Origin of the sequence: Colwellia sp. RSH04, assembly GCF_003545765.1 — a bacterium.
GTDB lineage: Bacteria > Pseudomonadota > Gammaproteobacteria > Enterobacterales > Alteromonadaceae > Colwellia.
Map to the genome: position 1 here is coordinate 313,470 of NZ_QXIO01000001.1, position 17,501 is coordinate 330,970.

Annotated in this window: 12 protein-coding genes and 1 tRNA gene; 3 read left to right on the forward strand and 10 right to left on the reverse strand. The window is 37.2% G+C overall.

Translation table 11 applies throughout. From position 1 onward, the window contains the following. Positions 1-2 precede the first annotated feature (2 nt). From D1094_RS01280 to D1094_RS01290, 3 genes are read right to left on the reverse strand one after another with little or no spacing between them, the layout of a single operon-like run. On the reverse strand, positions 3-1,178 hold the full coding sequence (locus D1094_RS01280; protein WP_259337782.1) for an ABC transporter permease: 1,176 nt from the start codon (positions 1,176-1,178) through the stop codon (positions 3-5). Then, positions 1,178-1,924 (reverse strand): ATP-binding cassette domain-containing protein, encoded by a 747-nt coding sequence (locus D1094_RS01285; RefSeq protein WP_118958267.1) that lies wholly within the window; start codon positions 1,922-1,924, stop codon positions 1,178-1,180. Before D1094_RS01285 ends, D1094_RS01280 begins: the two co-directional genes overlap by 1 nt. 20 nt (positions 1,925-1,944) lie before the next feature. Beyond that, positions 1,945-3,387: an alpha/beta fold hydrolase gene (locus tag D1094_RS01290; protein ID WP_118958268.1), complete on the reverse strand. Its 1,443-nt coding sequence runs from the start codon at positions 3,385-3,387 to the stop codon at positions 1,945-1,947. A gap of 219 nt (positions 3,388-3,606) precedes the next feature. Here D1094_RS01290 and D1094_RS01295 point away from each other — a divergent pair, with 219 nt between their 5' ends. Both D1094_RS01295 and D1094_RS01300 read left to right on the forward strand, forming a co-directional pair. Continuing rightward, on the forward strand, positions 3,607-3,825 hold the full coding sequence (locus tag D1094_RS01295) for an EF-hand domain-containing protein (RefSeq protein WP_118958269.1): 219 nt from the start codon (positions 3,607-3,609) through the stop codon (positions 3,823-3,825). Between the two features lie 234 nt (positions 3,826-4,059). Next, the gene (locus tag D1094_RS01300) at positions 4,060-4,710 is read left to right on the forward strand and encodes a hemolysin III family protein (protein WP_118958270.1); all 651 of its coding nucleotides are present in this window, start codon (positions 4,060-4,062) and stop codon (positions 4,708-4,710) included. Between the two features lie 115 nt (positions 4,711-4,825). On the opposite strand, the gene D1094_RS01305 is transcribed toward D1094_RS01300, so the two are convergent. Both D1094_RS01305 and D1094_RS01310 read right to left on the reverse strand, forming a co-directional pair. Continuing rightward, the gene (locus tag D1094_RS01305) at positions 4,826-7,585 is read right to left on the reverse strand and encodes a TonB-dependent siderophore receptor (RefSeq protein WP_118958271.1); all 2,760 of its coding nucleotides are present in this window, start codon (positions 7,583-7,585) and stop codon (positions 4,826-4,828) included. 285 nt (positions 7,586-7,870) lie between these two features. Then, the gene (locus D1094_RS01310) at positions 7,871-10,945 is read right to left on the reverse strand and encodes a TonB-dependent receptor (protein WP_118958272.1); all 3,075 of its coding nucleotides are present in this window, start codon (positions 10,943-10,945) and stop codon (positions 7,871-7,873) included. A gap of 391 nt (positions 10,946-11,336) precedes the next feature. Between D1094_RS01310 and D1094_RS01315 the strand changes: the two genes are divergently transcribed. Beyond that, a complete protein-coding gene (locus tag D1094_RS01315) occupies positions 11,337-12,437 on the forward strand; it encodes a GGDEF domain-containing protein (RefSeq protein ID WP_182440064.1) in 1,101 nt (366 codons plus the stop codon). A 34-nt stretch (positions 12,438-12,471) separates the two neighbouring features. On the opposite strand, the gene D1094_RS01320 is transcribed toward D1094_RS01315, so the two are convergent. From D1094_RS01320 to D1094_RS01340, 5 genes are all read right to left on the reverse strand, one after another. After that, positions 12,472-12,547: transfer RNA gene (locus tag D1094_RS01320), tRNA-Phe, on the reverse strand. 125 nt (positions 12,548-12,672) lie between these two features. Further along, positions 12,673-12,981 (reverse strand): DUF1289 domain-containing protein, encoded by a 309-nt coding sequence (locus D1094_RS01325; RefSeq protein ID WP_118958273.1) that lies wholly within the window; start codon positions 12,979-12,981, stop codon positions 12,673-12,675. Positions 12,982-13,360: 379 nt separating this feature from the next. Continuing rightward, positions 13,361-14,917: a SulP family inorganic anion transporter gene (locus D1094_RS01330; RefSeq protein WP_118958274.1), complete on the reverse strand. Its 1,557-nt coding sequence runs from the start codon at positions 14,915-14,917 to the stop codon at positions 13,361-13,363. A 224-nt stretch (positions 14,918-15,141) separates the two neighbouring features. Then, positions 15,142-15,810: a GntR family transcriptional regulator gene (locus D1094_RS01335; RefSeq protein WP_118958275.1), complete on the reverse strand. Its 669-nt coding sequence runs from the start codon at positions 15,808-15,810 to the stop codon at positions 15,142-15,144. A 118-nt stretch (positions 15,811-15,928) separates the two neighbouring features. After that, complete coding sequence (locus D1094_RS01340; protein WP_118958276.1) at positions 15,929-17,449, reverse strand: aldehyde dehydrogenase (NADP(+)); 1,521 nt, start codon at positions 17,447-17,449, stop codon at positions 15,929-15,931. Between the last annotated feature and the right edge of the window lie 52 nt (positions 17,450-17,501).

Below are 17,501 nucleotides of genomic sequence, written 5' to 3' on the forward strand. Positions count from 1 at the left end.
CGTTAACTTAATGCCATCACAACTTTCTCAGATTTTAATTTCTGAGTTAATACCGCCACTAAAGCCGCAGTTATCGCGATAGTAACGCCGCTTGTTGCCAAAATAGCTAACCAGTTAACGTCTACACCTTTAAATACATCTTCCATGATCAACGATTGCCCAGCAATTGGAACCCAGTCTAACCATTGAGGACGATCATCCATCATCATCAATACAAATGGCACAAACGCTGGAATAGCAATAACCATACTTACTGTAGACTGTGCTTCTTTAAAGCTTTTTGCTTGAAAAGCTAAAAACAATTGGCAAGCTGATGCAAAGAAGCATATGGGTAATAACAATAAGAATAGCGTTAATCCTTTAGTAAAACCTAAACTAAAAGTTGCACCGATTTTGGTTAAGTCAACAAAACTGACTGAAATTGACGACAGCACTAGCACTAAGGCAACACCAATAATAGCGATAGTCGATGCACCACACAATTTAGCTAAAACAATCTTTAGGGTACTAACGGGTTGGCATAATAGCATTTCAAGTACGTTACGCTCTCTTTCGCCAGCACTTGAGTCGATGGCGACTGATAAACCTGACATAAAAGCAGCCATTATCATGTACAGACCCATCATCATAGAAATCATGATAAATGTTGCATCTGGCATTGAGGTGTCTTGTTCGACAAGTTTCACCGGGTTTAACAAGCGGATATCCACACCTCGAAGTAATAATCGCTTGTAACCGATAGAAAGCGAGAAATCTCTTATAGCATTATTAATACGACGAACTGGCGGTGACACGGCTTTATCATTAAAGTCTGCTTGTAAATGTACTTTAATCGTTTTGCCGTCTGCCATGTCTTGGCCATAAGACTCAGGAATATTAATAACAATATTTCTTTCATCCCAAATGGCTTTATCGTTATCAGGAATATCGGCAAAGTTGAGTAAGTTTTCTTTTTGCAAATGCGCCATTAATTTTGGCGCATATTCTGCGCCGGTAAATTTAATGTAAACGGGAGGTTTATCAACCGCTTTTTCGATAACGACCTTTGACATCACCATAATCATAATCGGTGCCATAAACGCCATCATTAAGGCAACCATTAAGGCGCGCTTATCACGAAACGCTTCTTTATATTCTTTGGTAAGTAGTGCTTTAAACTGACCTATATTTGAATTCATTATGCAGCTACTCCTTCATCTGAACCAATGAGTTTAACAAACGCTTCTTCAAGTTGTGTTTCGCCCGCTAACTCACATAATTCTTGCGGTGTACCCTGAGCAGCCAATCGACCATTTGACACAATAATCACGCGATCACACAACGCAGCAACTTCTTGCATTACATGAGATGAAAACAAAATACAGTGGCCTTTCTCTTTAAATTTAGCTAAATGCTTACGTAAAATTCGAGTGCTCATCACGTCGAGCCCGCGAGTTGGCTCATCTAAAACAAAGTTTTTTGGTTGATGAACTAATGCTTGCGCTAACGTCACTTTCATTCGTTGACCTTGTGAAAAACCAACCATTTTGCGATGTGCCAACTCTTGAAGTTCTAAATCTTTAATCACCTGTTCAATGGCTTGTTTTTTGTTATCACCCGTTAAACCGTGAATACTGGCAAAATAATCAATTTGCTCATAGGCAGTTAAACGCTCATACAAACCAAACTTATCGGGAAATATTCCTAACCGAGCTCTCGCTTTTAATGGTTCTTCGGTTACTTTAATGCCATCAATTTCAGCAAAGCCTTCATCAGCAGAAAGTAAACCGTATAATGTGCGTAAACAGGTAGTTTTACCTGCGCCATTAGGCCCTAATATTCCGGTAATTTCTCCATCTTTTGCGGTGAATGACAAACCATCAAGTGCTTTAACGGTATTCTTTTTATCTTTAAAGCTTTTATGTAAATTATTTACTTCAATCATTATTAATTTCCTTATTTAACCTATTCAACGCCATTTACGCTGGTCATAAAAGTTTCTTCTGGAACGTCTTCTAGGCAAGACTCATCAAGAGATTTAGGATCTTTACTTGTTAAAAACTCACCAATAATGTCACTCGCGCATGTACTCATAGCGACTGTGTGTGAAGCATTTTTAACAACAATATGTTTACTGTTTGGTAGTGTTTTTGCTGGGAAGTCACCATTACTCGGGGGTGTCACAGGATCTAAGTCACCAGATAAGATTAATGTAGGTACATTTGCTGTTACTGGTTGGTAAAAGTCTTCACTTGGGCGGTATTGTGGAAATAACGGACATATTAGCTCCCACGCTAAGTGACTAGCTGCTCCATCAAATTCATTCGCAGCATCAGTTTCTTGCATTTGCGGCGAAACTCTAGGAATGTCTTCATTACACACAATATTAAACAATAAGCCGGTATACACTAATTGTTCACCTTCTGTACGCGCAATTAAACCAATTAGTGGTTGATAATTTCCTAAGTATGCTTGATGAATCACTAAAGGCACCATAGAGCGGCCTTCAACACCATAAAGTTGAAAACGTAAATTGCCAGTAAACTTTGTATCATCTAAAACAAATTGTGTTGGTGTACCTAACCTAGGGTGCTGAATGTCAATTTTTACTGGCTCTTTAGCTAATCGTGTTTTAACCGCTTGAAATTCTTCTGCCAAATTAGGAAAAGCGTTATGACATGATTCACTGTTTTTACAGTTTTCTAATAGCAAATTAAATGATCTCGCACCTGACTGTCCAAACATACCAATAGGTACTTCAATTGGGCCTACGCTATCTAATACTGCACTTTCTAACGACTCAGGAAACATTCTTAAATAAACTAAACCTGCTCTTGTACCGTATGAACCACCATATATATTAATCTTTTCATGGCCTAAGGCTGCACGAATCGCATCGAAATCGCGAATGGCATTTTCAGAATTGTACTGAGTGACATCACCTTTAAATTGGCTAATACAGCTTTTTACATCATCAGTATTTAGCTCTTCTGGCAATACTCTATAAACATCTTCTTCATCATCTAAGTCACAGGCAAGGGCACTACTTTTACCAGTACCACGCTGATCAACTAAAATAATATCGCGCGTTTTTCTTATTTCTCTAAAGACTCGATTTAGCGTTGTTGCTAGTTCAACTGCCGCTTGACCCGGGCCTCCTGCTAAGAACATCAGTGGTGCTTTGTATTCGCTGTTATCAATTGCGGGTAATACTGCAAAATTTATTGATATTTTATCGCTTGTTTCATCCACATAGTTTTCTGGTACTAACAATGCGCCACATTTAACCTTTGAACGAATTTCACCTAAATGACAATCTTCAATGGTGAGCGCTTTTTCATTAGCCCAGCTAGTATTTGCTGTCGCTAATAAGCTAATAGCAATGAGTTGTTTCCACATTTTTTTCATTTTAATTTCCTTAATAAAGCTCAAACAGGTAGTCACTGCATTTTCACTTTTATTACAATTTTTTTGTTTTTTTCTATAAAAAAATTTTAACAGGCTATTTTAATTAAAAATTAATCAATTATTAACTAAAAAATACTTTTTTTTTAACGAAGGCATTCCAATATGTTTCAATTAAAGATATGGTTAAACTATTGAGTTTATTGTTGTCTTGGAGATGTTATGGAATTAAACCAATGGGTGGATGAATTATTTGAAGTTTTCGATGAAGACAAGGATGGCGTTATCAGTCGAAGCGAGTTTGTAGAGCTAATTGATGTGCTTTTACAAGATAAAGGGATTCGCATGTGTGAAACCATTTTTAATCGCTTTGATACCGACCACACTAATTCAATTTCAAAAGACGAATTAAAAAATATGGTTATCGAACTCGCCTTATAATGTCGTGTTAGCCATACCTTATAATAAGCCCAGCGCTTAGTCTCCTATACTCACTTATTATTTAGGGCTTTAGTTAGCCCTAACCGTTTTCTCACCTAAAATCCCCACTACATATTAGTATTATTTCACCTATGGCTACCAGCCATGATCAAACTCGTCTTTAAGAAAGTACACTTTTAGTGTACACTTGTACGCTTAAATTATTATTTATAAAATTACGGCTCAGGAATTTATATGCAAACTGCAATCTCTAGTTATTCTCCTACAGAAGAAAAGGCAAATAGCATTAGTCACGGAATTGGTGCCTTTTTAAGCTGTATTGCACTTTTCTTATTAGTTTCTCAGTCACTTTCTTCAGACATATCACAAAACAATAGCCTATCGCTTTTTAGCTACATTGTTTACGGTTTAAGCTTGCTTATTTTATTCTTAGCATCAACATGTTATCACGCCACTAACAACGCCAAATTAAAGCCAATTTTTAAAACGCTAGATCATTGTGCGATTTATTTACTTATTGCTGGAACATATACACCCATATTGCTTATTACCCTTGCTGGTCCATTAGGCTATAGTTTGCTTACTATTATTTGGGCTATAGCGATTGCAGGCATTGCTTTTAAGATAAAGTTTGGTAACCGTTATAAAAAGTTATCACTTGTCACTTACATTGGCATGGGGTTTATTTCATTTGGCATTCTTGGCAAACTTGGCCAGCAGTTACCAGTACAAGCTATTTTTTTACTAGCCTTGGGTGGTTTCATCTATTGTGTTGGGGTTATCTTTTACGTTAAAAAGCATATTCCTTATACTCATGCCATCTGGCATTTATTTGTACTGGCAGCAGCAATTTGTCATTTTCTTATGATCTATTGGTATGTTTAGTTCGCTTTAAATAACGCTATTAGTGATTTTTCTCCTTCAGAATATAAAAAAGCTCACCATGATTAATGGTGAGCTTGGTAAGTCAACTTAACTAAATTGAGTTAAGTATTGGTAATTAAAACTCTTTCTTAAGACCAAAATAAAAGAACCTACCACGGAATGAATACAAGTTATCATCCGTCGAAGTCACACCTTGATTTAGATATGGTGGTTCTTGGTCAAATACGTTTTGAATACCAAAGTGTACATCGGTACCAATAGTATCGATAAAGTAACCTACTTGCATGTTATGAATCATTGTTGCATCCATTACGTCTTGCTTTTTAATATCATTAACAGTGTAAGTTACTGTTTTACCTTCGCCATCAACAACAGCAATATCGCTGTTATAATTAAAGTCCCAAGTTGCACGAATATTCCCCATAGTCCAGTCAAGCTGCATACTAGCTTTCCACTCAGGGATACTACCAAAGGCGCCATCGTAGGTACCAACAATGTCTCTAAACGCTGTATCACTGGTATCTTGTACTTCAAATTTATCCATTAACGTTGTATCAAAATTAATACGCCACTCACCAATGTCGGTTTCAAGGATATAATTAGCATTAAAGTCAAAGCCCGATAAATTACGCGCTGCAATGTTATTAGCTGGAGCAAAAACCGTTTGGATATAACCTGTACCATTATTAGATCTAAGTACATCGCTTGAGTACTCTGGATTACCGCCAACATTTTGATCAATAACATAGTTGGTACTTGCAAAAACCACATTCGTTTGTTGAATATCGAAATAATCAAGCGTGAACGATAAATTATCTAGTGGTTCTACAACAAGACCTAATGTCATGTTTTCTGCTTCTTCTGGCTCTAAATCAGCATTACCACCACCAATAATGTCAAAACTTTGAATAGCATTTTGACTATATTGAGGATCTAACCCTAAAGCGACACACTCTGGCTTGCTTGAACTAAAGTTTGCTTCGTTACTAGGGTTACATGGATCATATAAATTGGTGCTAATTGCAGAAGTTCTTCCTTGATACATTTGTGCCATTGTTGGCGCACGGAACCCTGTACTATACGTTGCACGTAACTTTAATATATCAAGAGGTTGATAAATTACACCTAATTTAGGATTAAACGTACTTTCATCAATATCACTATAATCACTATAGCGTGCGGCAGCTTCAATCTCTAAATTATCAATTACTGGTATAGCAAGCTCTAAGTAAAGCTCGGTAATTTCACGTACTGGCGAAATTACAGGTGTACTTGAGCCGCCCCAAGAAACATCAAACGTTGCCGTACGCTGCGCTTGATCAACTTCCATTGATAATTGATCTTCACGGTACTCAATACCAGATGAGAACATTAAATCACCTGCTGGCATTGAGACTACTGGGCCAGATATATGCGCTTGCATAAACATTAGGTCATTTTTATTCGTTACAACAGGTGCTGTTGTATTAATAAAGTCTAACATGGGTTGTGTAATAGACCCTTCTGGCCCAAATACATTTAAAGCAACACACGTTGGATCAGCTTCTGTTTCACATTCATCTGATAAAGCGCGTTCTATTTGATTAATTGATGGTTGTGCACCACCACGAGTAATTAGCTCAGCAGACTGACTAGAGAAGTTAACCTCCCAATCAAATTCTTCAAAAATGGTCCCTTGAAGGCCGATGGTATAACGCTTAATACTGTTATCCGTTTTATATAAACGTGAGCCGTATTCACTAAAGCGACGAGTCACATTACCCGCTTCACCAAACGGGTTATATTTTTGGTTTGGACCTACACCAAAATTATTACCGTCTGCATCAGGGTATCGCTTAAACGCATTAGGTGTATCTACGTTATCACCATACCAACCGGTATCAGTGCCTGGAGGCGCTTGGTTACCTTGAACAAAACCATCATGAAAAGATAATTCAGTGAAGAATAAGACATCTTCGCTTAATTCATATTCACCTGTTACAAACACGCTATTAGTTTTATTCGCATTTGCGCCTGATTGAGCACCACGATAGTTATACCCCATAGTGTCATAGTCAAAAGGAATAACCGCTGATGGGTTACTCGCATCAGGAACAGTCCATGTTTCACTCGGGTCTAAGCCAAAACCAGATAACCGAGCATAAGGTGTTGTACCTGAACTAACATTAGTACCGCCCATGTAACGACGGTCAGTATCTTTAGTCATGTAACGATCTTTTTCTTCCCAACCATCATTATTACTTGAAGAAGCCGCAATCATTATGCTGCCTTTATCAGCACTAAAGCCCATAACTAAGCCAAGTTCACGTTCATCAGCATCGCCTTCTGAAGACTGCCCCCAGCGAGCATTCACTTCAAAGCCTTCGTAATTTTTACGGGTAATAATATTGATAACACCAGCGATAGCATCAGAACCATATATCGCGGAAGCACCATCTTTTAGTACTTCAATTTGAGAAATCGCTTCAAAAGGGATAGTCGATAAATCAACTAAGCCATTTTCATTTGAACCAACAATACGGCGACCATTTAATAACACTAAAGTGTTTGTCGCTTCAATACCGCGCAGTGTTGCTGTTTGAATGCTTACAGCACCTGAGCTACTTTGGTTATTAGCACTTGCACCAGTGATTGCAGGTAAACGACGTAGTGCGCTACTTACATCACTAATACCTAGCTTAGTCATTTGCGCTTTTGACACTACAGTGATAGGTGATGTTGACGCCACTTCTGCACGTGCAATACGTGAACCAGTGACCATAATTTTTTCTACTTCCTCTTCTTCAGCAGCCATTGTTGGCATAGCAAGAGTAGAAGCAACAGAAAGCATTGCAACAGATAATGTTGAAAGCTTAAATTTGTTTGGGGTTCTCATTGTAATTCCTTGAATTATTTCATTGTTTTATTTTTATATTTTACTTATGCATCCATAGAGCAGTTTTGGCTTACAATTATATTTGCAAACACTTAATTGGATACAATATAAGATATATACTATATGGATAACTTTATTACAACAGAGAAAGCAATTTACTACTAAGGTTTTCGGAGTTAAATGTTACAAAGTATTTTGTAATAATTATTTAAGAATAAAAAAATGCCAGACAACACAGTTGACTGGCATTTCATAAAAACTAATTTTTAAAAAATATACTATCTATTAAAAATCATAACGTGCAGTAAATAAGAAGCTACGTGGAGCTTGGTAACTTGTAGGATTACCGTAGTTAGGGTCCATTTGACCAATCGTATTGTTGAATTCAGACATATCATTATACGTTGTTGCAGTATTAGCATCTAATACGTTAAACACTTTGCCTGATAAAGTAATCGCACCAGACTCTTCTAAATCAATTGCATAACTAATACTTAAATCTAAGCTATAAATCCAATCCCCATGACCACCTGAACCTCGTGGTGAAGGGTTACCATTGGAATAGAAGTTATTACGGTTCCAGTCTTTACATGCTGTGATATCTTTTTCAGGAGCACAAGAATCAACATCTTGAGGATGATAACCTAAAATATTACGAGCACGGCCTTCTTGAGCAAGGAAAATAGCACCGGCATATAAATTATCAATAATTTCATAAGTACCATAAAACTTAAACTTATGAGGAATATCATTTGACGTATTGCCATATGAATGATCTGTAAACTCAGGGCTATCAAACGAACCAGACCAGCCTGGATCTGCCTGTGAGTGAGTACCACTTACTAAACCTTCAGTATTACCTTCAGATTTGGAGTATGTATATGATGCATTCATATACGCACCTTCAAATGGTGAGCCTTGAATTGTAAACTCTAAAGCTTGGTATGTACGCTTAGCCTTCGGTAAACCAACATAATCAGCAGACCACGTTACACCTTCACCATCGCTAATCACGCCATCTTGGTTTTGGTCATATGCTAAATGAACTGGTGAGCCAGGGTTTATAACAATACCTACCCAATCAGAACTAGTGTCCCAGTTTGGATCAAGCTTAGCTGCTTCTTCAGGATTAGCAGCAGACCATTTATCTAATGTATACTTCATATTAGTATCTTCAATAGAAGATTTCAGGTTTTGATAGATATAACGTGCTCCAAGTACCCAGTTACCATCAAGCTCATGAGATACACTTAGAGCAAATTCATCACTATACATAGGATCTAAATCTGCATCGACTAATGTTTGGTATGGCTGTGTGAATGTTCCATCACCATAATTTTCAACCCACATTGTTTCAGGGTTTACAGGTAAGTAGTTTTCATCTACTGAATCAAACTTAATTGAATGATATTGGTTAGTTTCACCTAACGTCATACGAACAGAAGTATTAGGAGAAATCGGCATAAAGTAACGCCCAAAGTTTGCAGAAACTTTTGTTGTACCTTCGCCGTTTACATCCCAAATAGCACCTAAACGAGGTGCCCATTGGTTAGACATATCAACGTATTTATCGCCTTCACCTGTTTCAGAAGTAAAAGAACTATTACGTAAACCTAAGTTTAATGTTACTTCATCTGTTACTCGCCATGAATCTTCAATGTAAAATGCCGTAGTACCTGATTCTGCAGTACCAATTCTGCTATATTCACGTCTATATAAGAAGTTTTCGCCTAACTCATGCTCAACGGGCGCTTGTCCAGCACCTGCACGCTCACCATTAATCCAGTTTAACCAACCTGAAGTCATTAGGTAATATTCATAGCGATAACCATCACCTGAATAAGTTATATTATCTGCTACTTCAACAACTTCTGAACTATAACCTACGCGAATAGTGTGGTCTTCTAATTCCCAATCTAAATCTAAACGGAACTGTGTTCGCTTATCATTTGACATATTATCTCGTGACCAGCCAACCCAACCACCTTTTTTACTCCAACCGTCTTGATCTTCCCACCAAACTCGATTAATGTCGGCAGTCGGGTTTATAGCACCCTCTTCTTGTTCCGTTACACCATATACAGCACTTAGAGAAATATCATCAGTAAGATTACCCATATAATTAACAGACCATAAATTACCACCTGAGAATGATGAATCTGGTTCACTGAATTCCCCAGAGATAGATTGGCTGTCCATATCATAGTCTGCTTGAGTAACTTCTTTTTCCCACTCATTGTTAAGTGCAGTAAAGCCGAGACTATGATTATCATTGATAAACCAATCAACTTTAGCTAACCAGAAATCTGCTTTAGATTCTGTTCTTTCAAAATAATCACTTGTTGACGCGTACTCGCTTGTTACGCTTTGCGGGTTAAATATACCATAAAAGAATAAAGTATCTTCAATGATTGCACCACTAGCATAAATGTTATATTTCGTAGAATCGTAAGAGTCTTCTTGATTATAAGTAATTAATTTATCTTCAAAAGGATAATTACCATTTTCATCAGGATTCTTATTATATCCCCATGTATCAGGAGATTGAGAGCCTAAAGAACCTGGAACATAATCAACTGAAACACCAAATTTGAATTCGTTATCACCTGACTTAGTAACTAAATCGGTAACACCACCAATAAATTGACCATATTCTGCACTAACACCACCTGAAACAACGTTCGCTTGTGCAATCGCTTCCCAAGGGAATTCGACATGCCCTAAACCTGTGCGAATATCAGTAATGTTTAAACCATTTAGAAAGTAACCATTTTCAGCTACAGATGAACCATTAAATGAAGCACCACGACCATAGTCACCATCTTGGTCAGCTGCTAATGAAGAAGCAGGAGATAGTAAGGCGACAGATGTTAAATCTTGTTGTACAGGTAGAAGAGCTAACTCTTCTGAAGTTAATGAAATTTTACTCGTAGAACTCTCAAAATCAATAACCTGGATACTTGAGCCTGTTACTTGAATTCGCTCAACACCAGACTCATTCATAGCAACATTGAAGCCAGCAGTACTACCGGCCATTACTTGAATTTTTTTCTCTTGTAGTGTTTCAAAACCATTCTTTGAAAAAGTAACAGTATAATTACCAATAGGTAGACCTTTAACTGAGAATTTACCATTTTCATCAGTAGTTGTTGTACGAGAAATACCTTTAGACTCATGTTTTAATACAACTTGCACGTTGGAAAGATTTTGTCCGTTTTGTACGGCAACCTGACCTACAACACTACCGTTAATTTTATCGGCAGAAATCGCTGCTGGTGCAGTCATCATTAATGCAGTACCTATTGCTAGTGCTGCAAGCGATTTGCGTGGTTGGAAACCACCCTTTGTTAACTTAGACATTATTACCCCTTAAATTGATAATTTTGTTTTTTATAATTTTTGTAATTTTAATGTTTAGTAGTCAGATAACCCAGACCACCAATATATTGCATACAATATATTGGTATTGAGTATATTTTAGGTGAATCTTAGGATCAATACCTTTTTCCCCCTTTTATATGACAATTAGATATAACTATTATTAACAGCCACTTACTATAATTTACGATAAAGTTCGTAATTAAAAGAGAGCATTATTTATGAAGGATGGTGATTAAAATCACGATAAAAATAGGAGAGTAAATTAATTTTCCCTTTTTATTATTGGTTAATTATCAATCTGAATATAAGTGAGTTACACTCATTAATAACCACTAGTTTTCATGATAATTTATAAAAACATTTGAAAGATATGTTCAAAATTAAAGCGCTGCTCACTGCTTATTTTCAGACAGGTTTAACAGAAAAAAAACACGATGATCAAAACCGTAGAATTTTCGTCGTAAATTTATTTTCGTTTGTTGGTATGTCTATTACTGGGGCAATGTCGATCAATGCTTTTTTACAAAGCGATTTATTACTTGCTTGGGTACTTTTAGTTGCAAGCCTTATTTATATCTCAAGCTTCCTTGTACAAAAAAAGAGTCAAAACTTGGCCTTGGCTACAGGCTTTATACTTTACTCGTTAGTTCTCTTAATGATATATCTTGTTTATAGTGGTGGAGTTAATAATACTGGGCCATTATGGATTTTTATAATTCCGCCTGTAGCTTTATTTATGCACGGTTTAAAACGAGGGTTAATAGATAATCTTATATTTGTTACTGCAATATGTTTTTTAATGTTTTTCCAACAGGGTGAGTTATTAATTACTGAGTATTCATTTGAATTTAAAACTCGGCTTATTTACAGCTACCTTACGGTAACTTTCTTATCAAGTTTCTATGAGTATTCTCGTAATAGAACCTTTCAATACACATTAGAACTTAGTAAAAAATATGAATCCCTAGCTAAATTAGATCCTCTAACAAAGCTTTCTAACCGAAGAGATGCACTGCTATTATTAGAGCAAGAGCACAGTAGACAAAAGCGAAACCCGATGGATATCTCGTTGATATTGTGTGATGTTGATAATTTTAAGGTAATAAATGATACCTTTGGTCATAACATAGGTGATGAAGTTTTAGTTAAATTATCTCAGTGTTTTCAATCACTCATGCGTGAACAAGATATTGTAGCAAGGTGGGGAGGAGAAGAGTTCTTAGTTATTTTACCTGAGACACCTATTGAGAATGCCGATAACTTATCTAAAAAATTACATCAACAGATAAGAGGACTAGCTATTGTACATGAAGATCACGAAATACATGTCACAGTGAGTATGGGGATTAGTAAGTTAGCACCAACACAACATATAAAAGATGCTATAAACTTTGCTGATAAATATCTATATAAAGCGAAAGCTAACGGAAGAAACCAAACAGTCACCATGGGTGATTATGGTTCGACATAAACAAAAAAACCTTAGCAAATGCTAAGGCTTAATATGGTGCCCCGACCCGGAATTGAACCAGGGACACGCGGATTTTCAATCCGCTGCTCTACCAACTGAGCTATCGGGGCATCTATAAGAAAAGCTTTTCTAGCTCCTCTAAAGAGCGCGTATAATATCGATAATTATTATCGCTAGCAACCATTATTTTCAATAAGATAATAATAACTGGTTAATAGTGAATTCAAACGCTTAGTTACAATTCAAATTCACTAAAATCTAAGTCGTTGTCTTTAATTGGCCGTGATTTAGGTTGATCGAGTAATGAAGGCTGAAGATCGGGGTCATTTGTTTGCTCTTTTACCGCTTTAGACTTACTTTGACCTAACTTACGTTTTCGTCGTTGAATACAGCGTTTAATAACTTTCTGCTTATCGTCATTATCAAAATTACGCCAATCTTGACGTTCATCACGCGTTCGCATACAACCAAGGCAATACCCCTTATCATCTGATTGGCAAATGCCTACACATGGACTAGGTATATCAAAAAAATCTAGCTGCATACTACTGATAGGTTACTCCTTAACGATATCTCGATAAAAGTGCACTAAACGTCACTATATATAGAAGTATAACGTATTAATGCACATTTTTATAAAGCAACATTTTTCAATGTGACTAGGGTCTGTTTATCTTTCGCGATTAAGTTTTGTTCGAGCTAAAAACGTTTTATTCGCGGCGAGTAGTGTGTCGCTTAGTCATTCTAAGCAAATACTACTCAACAAAGCGTAAAATGCTTTTAGCCGAATCCTTCGGACAGCGTTTGTTAGTCATTTTTACGACGTTATCGCCTTTTATGTGGAGTAACCACATGACAAAGGCTCTGCCTTGTACAAATTTCCAACAAAAAGCTGCAAAAAAAACCCGAAAGATCAACAGCCCCTAAGCTAGTTTATCTGTTGCAATATGATAATCAGGATCTTCAATTACGTTTAATTCAACCAGTTTATCGGCTTTTTCTAATAAAATTTTGCACTCTTGATTTAAGTGTTTAAGGTGCATTGTTTTACCGCGAGAAAGATACCGTTCCGCAAGCGTGTCTATGGCTTCAATAGCGGAATGATCGACCACTCTTGCATTCTTAAACTCAACAACAACATCATCGCTATCATCATCAGGCGTGAATTGTTCTAAAAAGTTAGAAATAGAACCAAAGAATATTGGGCCTGTTACTTCATATATTGTTGAACCTTGCTCATCAATAGAGCGCGTAACAAGAATATGCTTAGCATGTTCCCAGGCAAACACTAGTGCTGAAACAATAACACCAACGACTACTGCAATTGCTAAATCGGTAGCAACGGTAACCCCAGACACTAAAATAATAACAAAAGCATCGGCTTTAGGCACTTTGCCTAAAATTCTAAAACTTGACCATTCAAATGTACCAATAACAACAATAAACATTACCCCAACCAGTGCAGCTAATGGAATTATTTCAATTAAGCCTGATGCAAATAAAATAAAACCAAGTAATGCTAATGCTGCTGTAATACCCGAAGCTCTTCCTCGACCACCCGAGTTAACGTTGATCATTGATTGACCAATCATGGCACAACCACCCATACCACCGAAGAAGCCAGTTACCGTATTTGCTGTACCTTGCGCCATACATTCTTTATTACCACGACCGCGTGTTCCCGTTAGTTCATCAATTAAGGTTAGTGTTAATAAAGATTCAATTAAACCAATCGCTGCTAAAACAAATGCGAATGGGAGAATTACTTTCAATGTTTCTAAATTAAATGGAACGTTTGGAATTGAAAATTGCGGTAATCCACCTGCGATTGATGCCGCAGGATCGTTAGTCATATCTCGGACAAAATCAACTACCGTTCTTGCTTCAAGCCCTAAACTTTGCACTAATACAGTTACCACAACAATCGCTACGAGAGATGATGGCACTGCTTTGGTTAATTTTGGTAATAAATGAATGATAGCCATAGTTAATAAAATAAGGCCTGCCATGGTAAATAATGCACTACCTTGCATCCAGACTAATTCACCAGCATCATTAGTGACTTTAAATTGGCTGAGCTGAGCCAAGAAAATAACAATAGCTAAGCCGTTAACAAAACCCAACATAACTGGATGTGGCACTAAGCGTATAAACTTGCCCAGCTTAAATATCCCTGCCAGTATCTGTAATAGCCCGGTGAGCACAACAGTCGCAAATAGATATTCAACTCCATGAATTGCTACAAGACTTACCATAACAACAGCCATAGCGCCTGTAGCGCCAGAAATCATCCCAGGACGACCACCGAATATAGACGTTATCAAACCTACCATAAACGCCGCATATAAACCGACTAAAGGTTCAACTCCAGCAACAAAAGCAAATGCAACAGCTTCTGGCACAAGAGCAAGAGCAACAGTTAATCCAGATAGAACATCATTCTTTAAATTTGCGACTTTACTCGCGTGTAATTCAAACATTATTTTCTCGTTGTTTAGATAACAAACTCAGCCGAAAAGACTAAGAGAATTTAGGGTATTCTTAACTAAACCCATAAAAACATTATAGGCAAAAGCTTAAGATTTTTTGTGATTTTGAGGGGCGGGAATACTATAGATTATAAGGAAAAATGTCAATATTTGCCTACTTTTAATACACTTTACAGCATATAGAAAGCAAGCAAATTAATCATTATATAAATTGATTAGCTGTTATTAGCTTCGCGTTGTTCTAAGAAGCTTTTTATTTCGTCTCTTGAACCAAGAATATGTTGACGTAATATTTCAACACCTTGGTCTACATCACCTTTTTTACAACATTCTAACAGTTGGTTATGTTCAGGCCCTGCCTTTGAAATACCGCCAGCCCATAGTAAATGCATTCGAATATAACGATCGGCATTCTTATTCAAGGTGTTGACTAAATCTTGTGTTTGAGGGCGGTTAGCTGCTGAATATAGACAGTTATGGTAGCTTGAGTTTAACTCACTCCAAGTGTTAGCTGCATTCTCTTTACCTAATGCCTTATCTAAGCTCGCTAAAATATCAGCTGCCTCTTGAATCTTTGCTTCAGTCAAATTAGGTAGTGATGATGCCAATAAATTACACTCTATCATAGCGCGTAATTCAAAAAGCTCATCAACTTGGTCAGCATTTAGTTCTGTTGCAGTCGCACCTTTATGTGGTTCGAAAGAAACTAATCCTTCTGCTTCTAATTGAAGTAATGCTTCTCGTACTGGAATTCGGCTTACATTAAGTTCATCTGCTAAGGCTGCTTGCCTTAAAGGGTGACCTGCTTTGATTTCACCACTAAGTATTTTTTCTCTTAGCGTTTCAACTACTAGCTGTGTTCTGGTTTTATAAACTATTGTCATAACTTTCTTCCTAAAAAATATGCATTATATTATAAGGACTCATTTGCATAAAACCATCAAAAAAGGAGCTATTTTTCAATAACTCCTCATTTTTTTTAATTATTTACCCATTTTTGCCTTATTTTAGCAATTCGGGCAATAATTCTTTCGGCATATTCTGATAACAAATTGGTCTTTGGAAGCGAGTAATCGCTTTACTACCTACAGAAGTTGTTCGTAAATCGGTTGAAGCTGGGAATGGCCCCCCATGGTTCATTGATGCACATACTTCTACACCTGTCGGCATTTGATTATAAATTAAACGACCAACTTTATGTACTAATAACTGTGCAATTTGACGAGTTGCGTCTAAATCAGCATCAACAGCATGAATAACACCCGTTAATTGACCTTTTATATACGAAATGAATTCTTGTTGCTCAGCCCCATCTTTACAACGAACAATAAGAGCAGTTGAACCAAACACTTCTTCACGTAGTAAATCAGTATTTTTAAATGTAGCTAAATCAGCAGAGAATAAGTAAGCACTCGCATGATGGGCAACATCAGCAGCTTTGCCTTCTGCTACTAAATTAGCACCTGAGTTTTTCCACTCAGCAACAGTTGCGATATACCCTTCTGCCATTTTAGGTGTAAGCATTACGCCTGCTGGTTGCTCGCTAATTGCTTTAGCCGCCGCCGCTTCAAAAGTAGCATAATTTTCATCTTCAACAACAACCCAAACACCAGGGCTAGTACAGAATTGGCCCTGCCCCATCATTAATGATGCGACTAAACCTTGTGCTAATGCTTCGCCATCTTGTGCAACTTTATTTGCCATGATCAACTGCGGGTTTAAACTACCTAACTCACCATAAAATGGTATAGGTTCAGGACGTTCGTTAATTTGCTGTTGTAAAATCAAACCTACACGTTCAGAACCAGTAAAACCAACGGCTTTAACTAGTGGATGTGTAACAATTTGACTTGCAATGGCATAATTCTTACCTTGAAGTAATGAAAAAACACCTCTTGGCAATTCACAGATTTCAATCGCTTTTAAAATAGCTTGTGCAACTAATTCAGCAGTACCTGGGTGAGCGGCATGAGCTTTCATCACAACAGGACAACCTGCGGCTAATGCAGATGCAGTATCGCCACCTGCAGTAGAGAATGCTAACGGGAAGTTACTCGCTGCAAAAACACCAACAACACCTAATGGAAGATACCCTAAACGTGTATCTGGTTTAGGTAGAGGCTGACGCTCTGCATCAGCTAAATCAATAACACCTTGGTATTCACCGCTATCTAATAAGTCAGCAAACAAGTTTAATTGACCAACAGTTCGACCGCGTTCACCTTGAATGCGCATTGCAGGTAAGCCAGTTTCTGTTGTAGCCATATCGACTAATTCATCACCTAGCGCTACAATTTGTTCGCCAATAGTACGTAAAAATTGCGCACGTTTTGCTGGTGCTAAAGTACCAAATGTTTTGAACGCTTCATTCGCTGAAGTTACTGCTTCATTAATTTCAGCTTCAGTTGCATCAGCATATGATTGCGCTAATGCTTCACCGGTATTTGCATCGAATGCAGTAAAACCGCCTTCAACTTTGCCAGTCCATTCACCAGCAACTAAATTTTTTCCTGAAATAGTCATAATTTTCTCTTCATTAGTTAAATTACACGTACTGTGTAATGCATTTGAATTT

Excerpts from the sequence above, each read along its gene's own strand:
- D1094_RS01280 (WP_259337782.1), bottom strand. The coding sequence starts at position 1,178 with ATGAATTCAAATATAGGTCAGTTTAAAGCACTACTTACCAAAGAATAT.
- D1094_RS01285 (WP_118958267.1), bottom strand. The coding sequence starts at position 1,924 with ATGATTGAAGTAAATAATTTACATAAAAGCTTTAAAGATAAAAAGAAT.
- D1094_RS01290 (WP_118958268.1), bottom strand. The coding sequence starts at position 3,387 with ATGAAAAAAATGTGGAAACAACTCATTGCTATTAGCTTATTAGCGACA.
- D1094_RS01295 (WP_118958269.1), top strand. The coding sequence starts at position 3,607 with ATGGAATTAAACCAATGGGTGGATGAATTATTTGAAGTTTTCGATGAA.
- D1094_RS01300 (WP_118958270.1), top strand. The coding sequence starts at position 4,060 with ATGCAAACTGCAATCTCTAGTTATTCTCCTACAGAAGAAAAGGCAAAT.
- D1094_RS01305 (WP_118958271.1), bottom strand. The coding sequence starts at position 7,585 with ATGAGAACCCCAAACAAATTTAAGCTTTCAACATTATCTGTTGCAATG.
- D1094_RS01310 (WP_118958272.1), bottom strand. The coding sequence starts at position 10,945 with ATGTCTAAGTTAACAAAGGGTGGTTTCCAACCACGCAAATCGCTTGCA.
- D1094_RS01315 (WP_182440064.1), top strand. The coding sequence starts at position 11,337 with ATGTTCAAAATTAAAGCGCTGCTCACTGCTTATTTTCAGACAGGTTTA.
- D1094_RS01325 (WP_118958273.1), bottom strand. The coding sequence starts at position 12,981 with ATGCAGCTAGATTTTTTTGATATACCTAGTCCATGTGTAGGCATTTGC.
- D1094_RS01330 (WP_118958274.1), bottom strand. The coding sequence starts at position 14,917 with ATGTTTGAATTACACGCGAGTAAAGTCGCAAATTTAAAGAATGATGTT.
- D1094_RS01335 (WP_118958275.1), bottom strand. The coding sequence starts at position 15,810 with ATGACAATAGTTTATAAAACCAGAACACAGCTAGTAGTTGAAACGCTA.
- D1094_RS01340 (WP_118958276.1), bottom strand. The coding sequence starts at position 17,449 with ATGACTATTTCAGGAAAAAATTTAGTTGCTGGTGAATGGACTGGCAAA.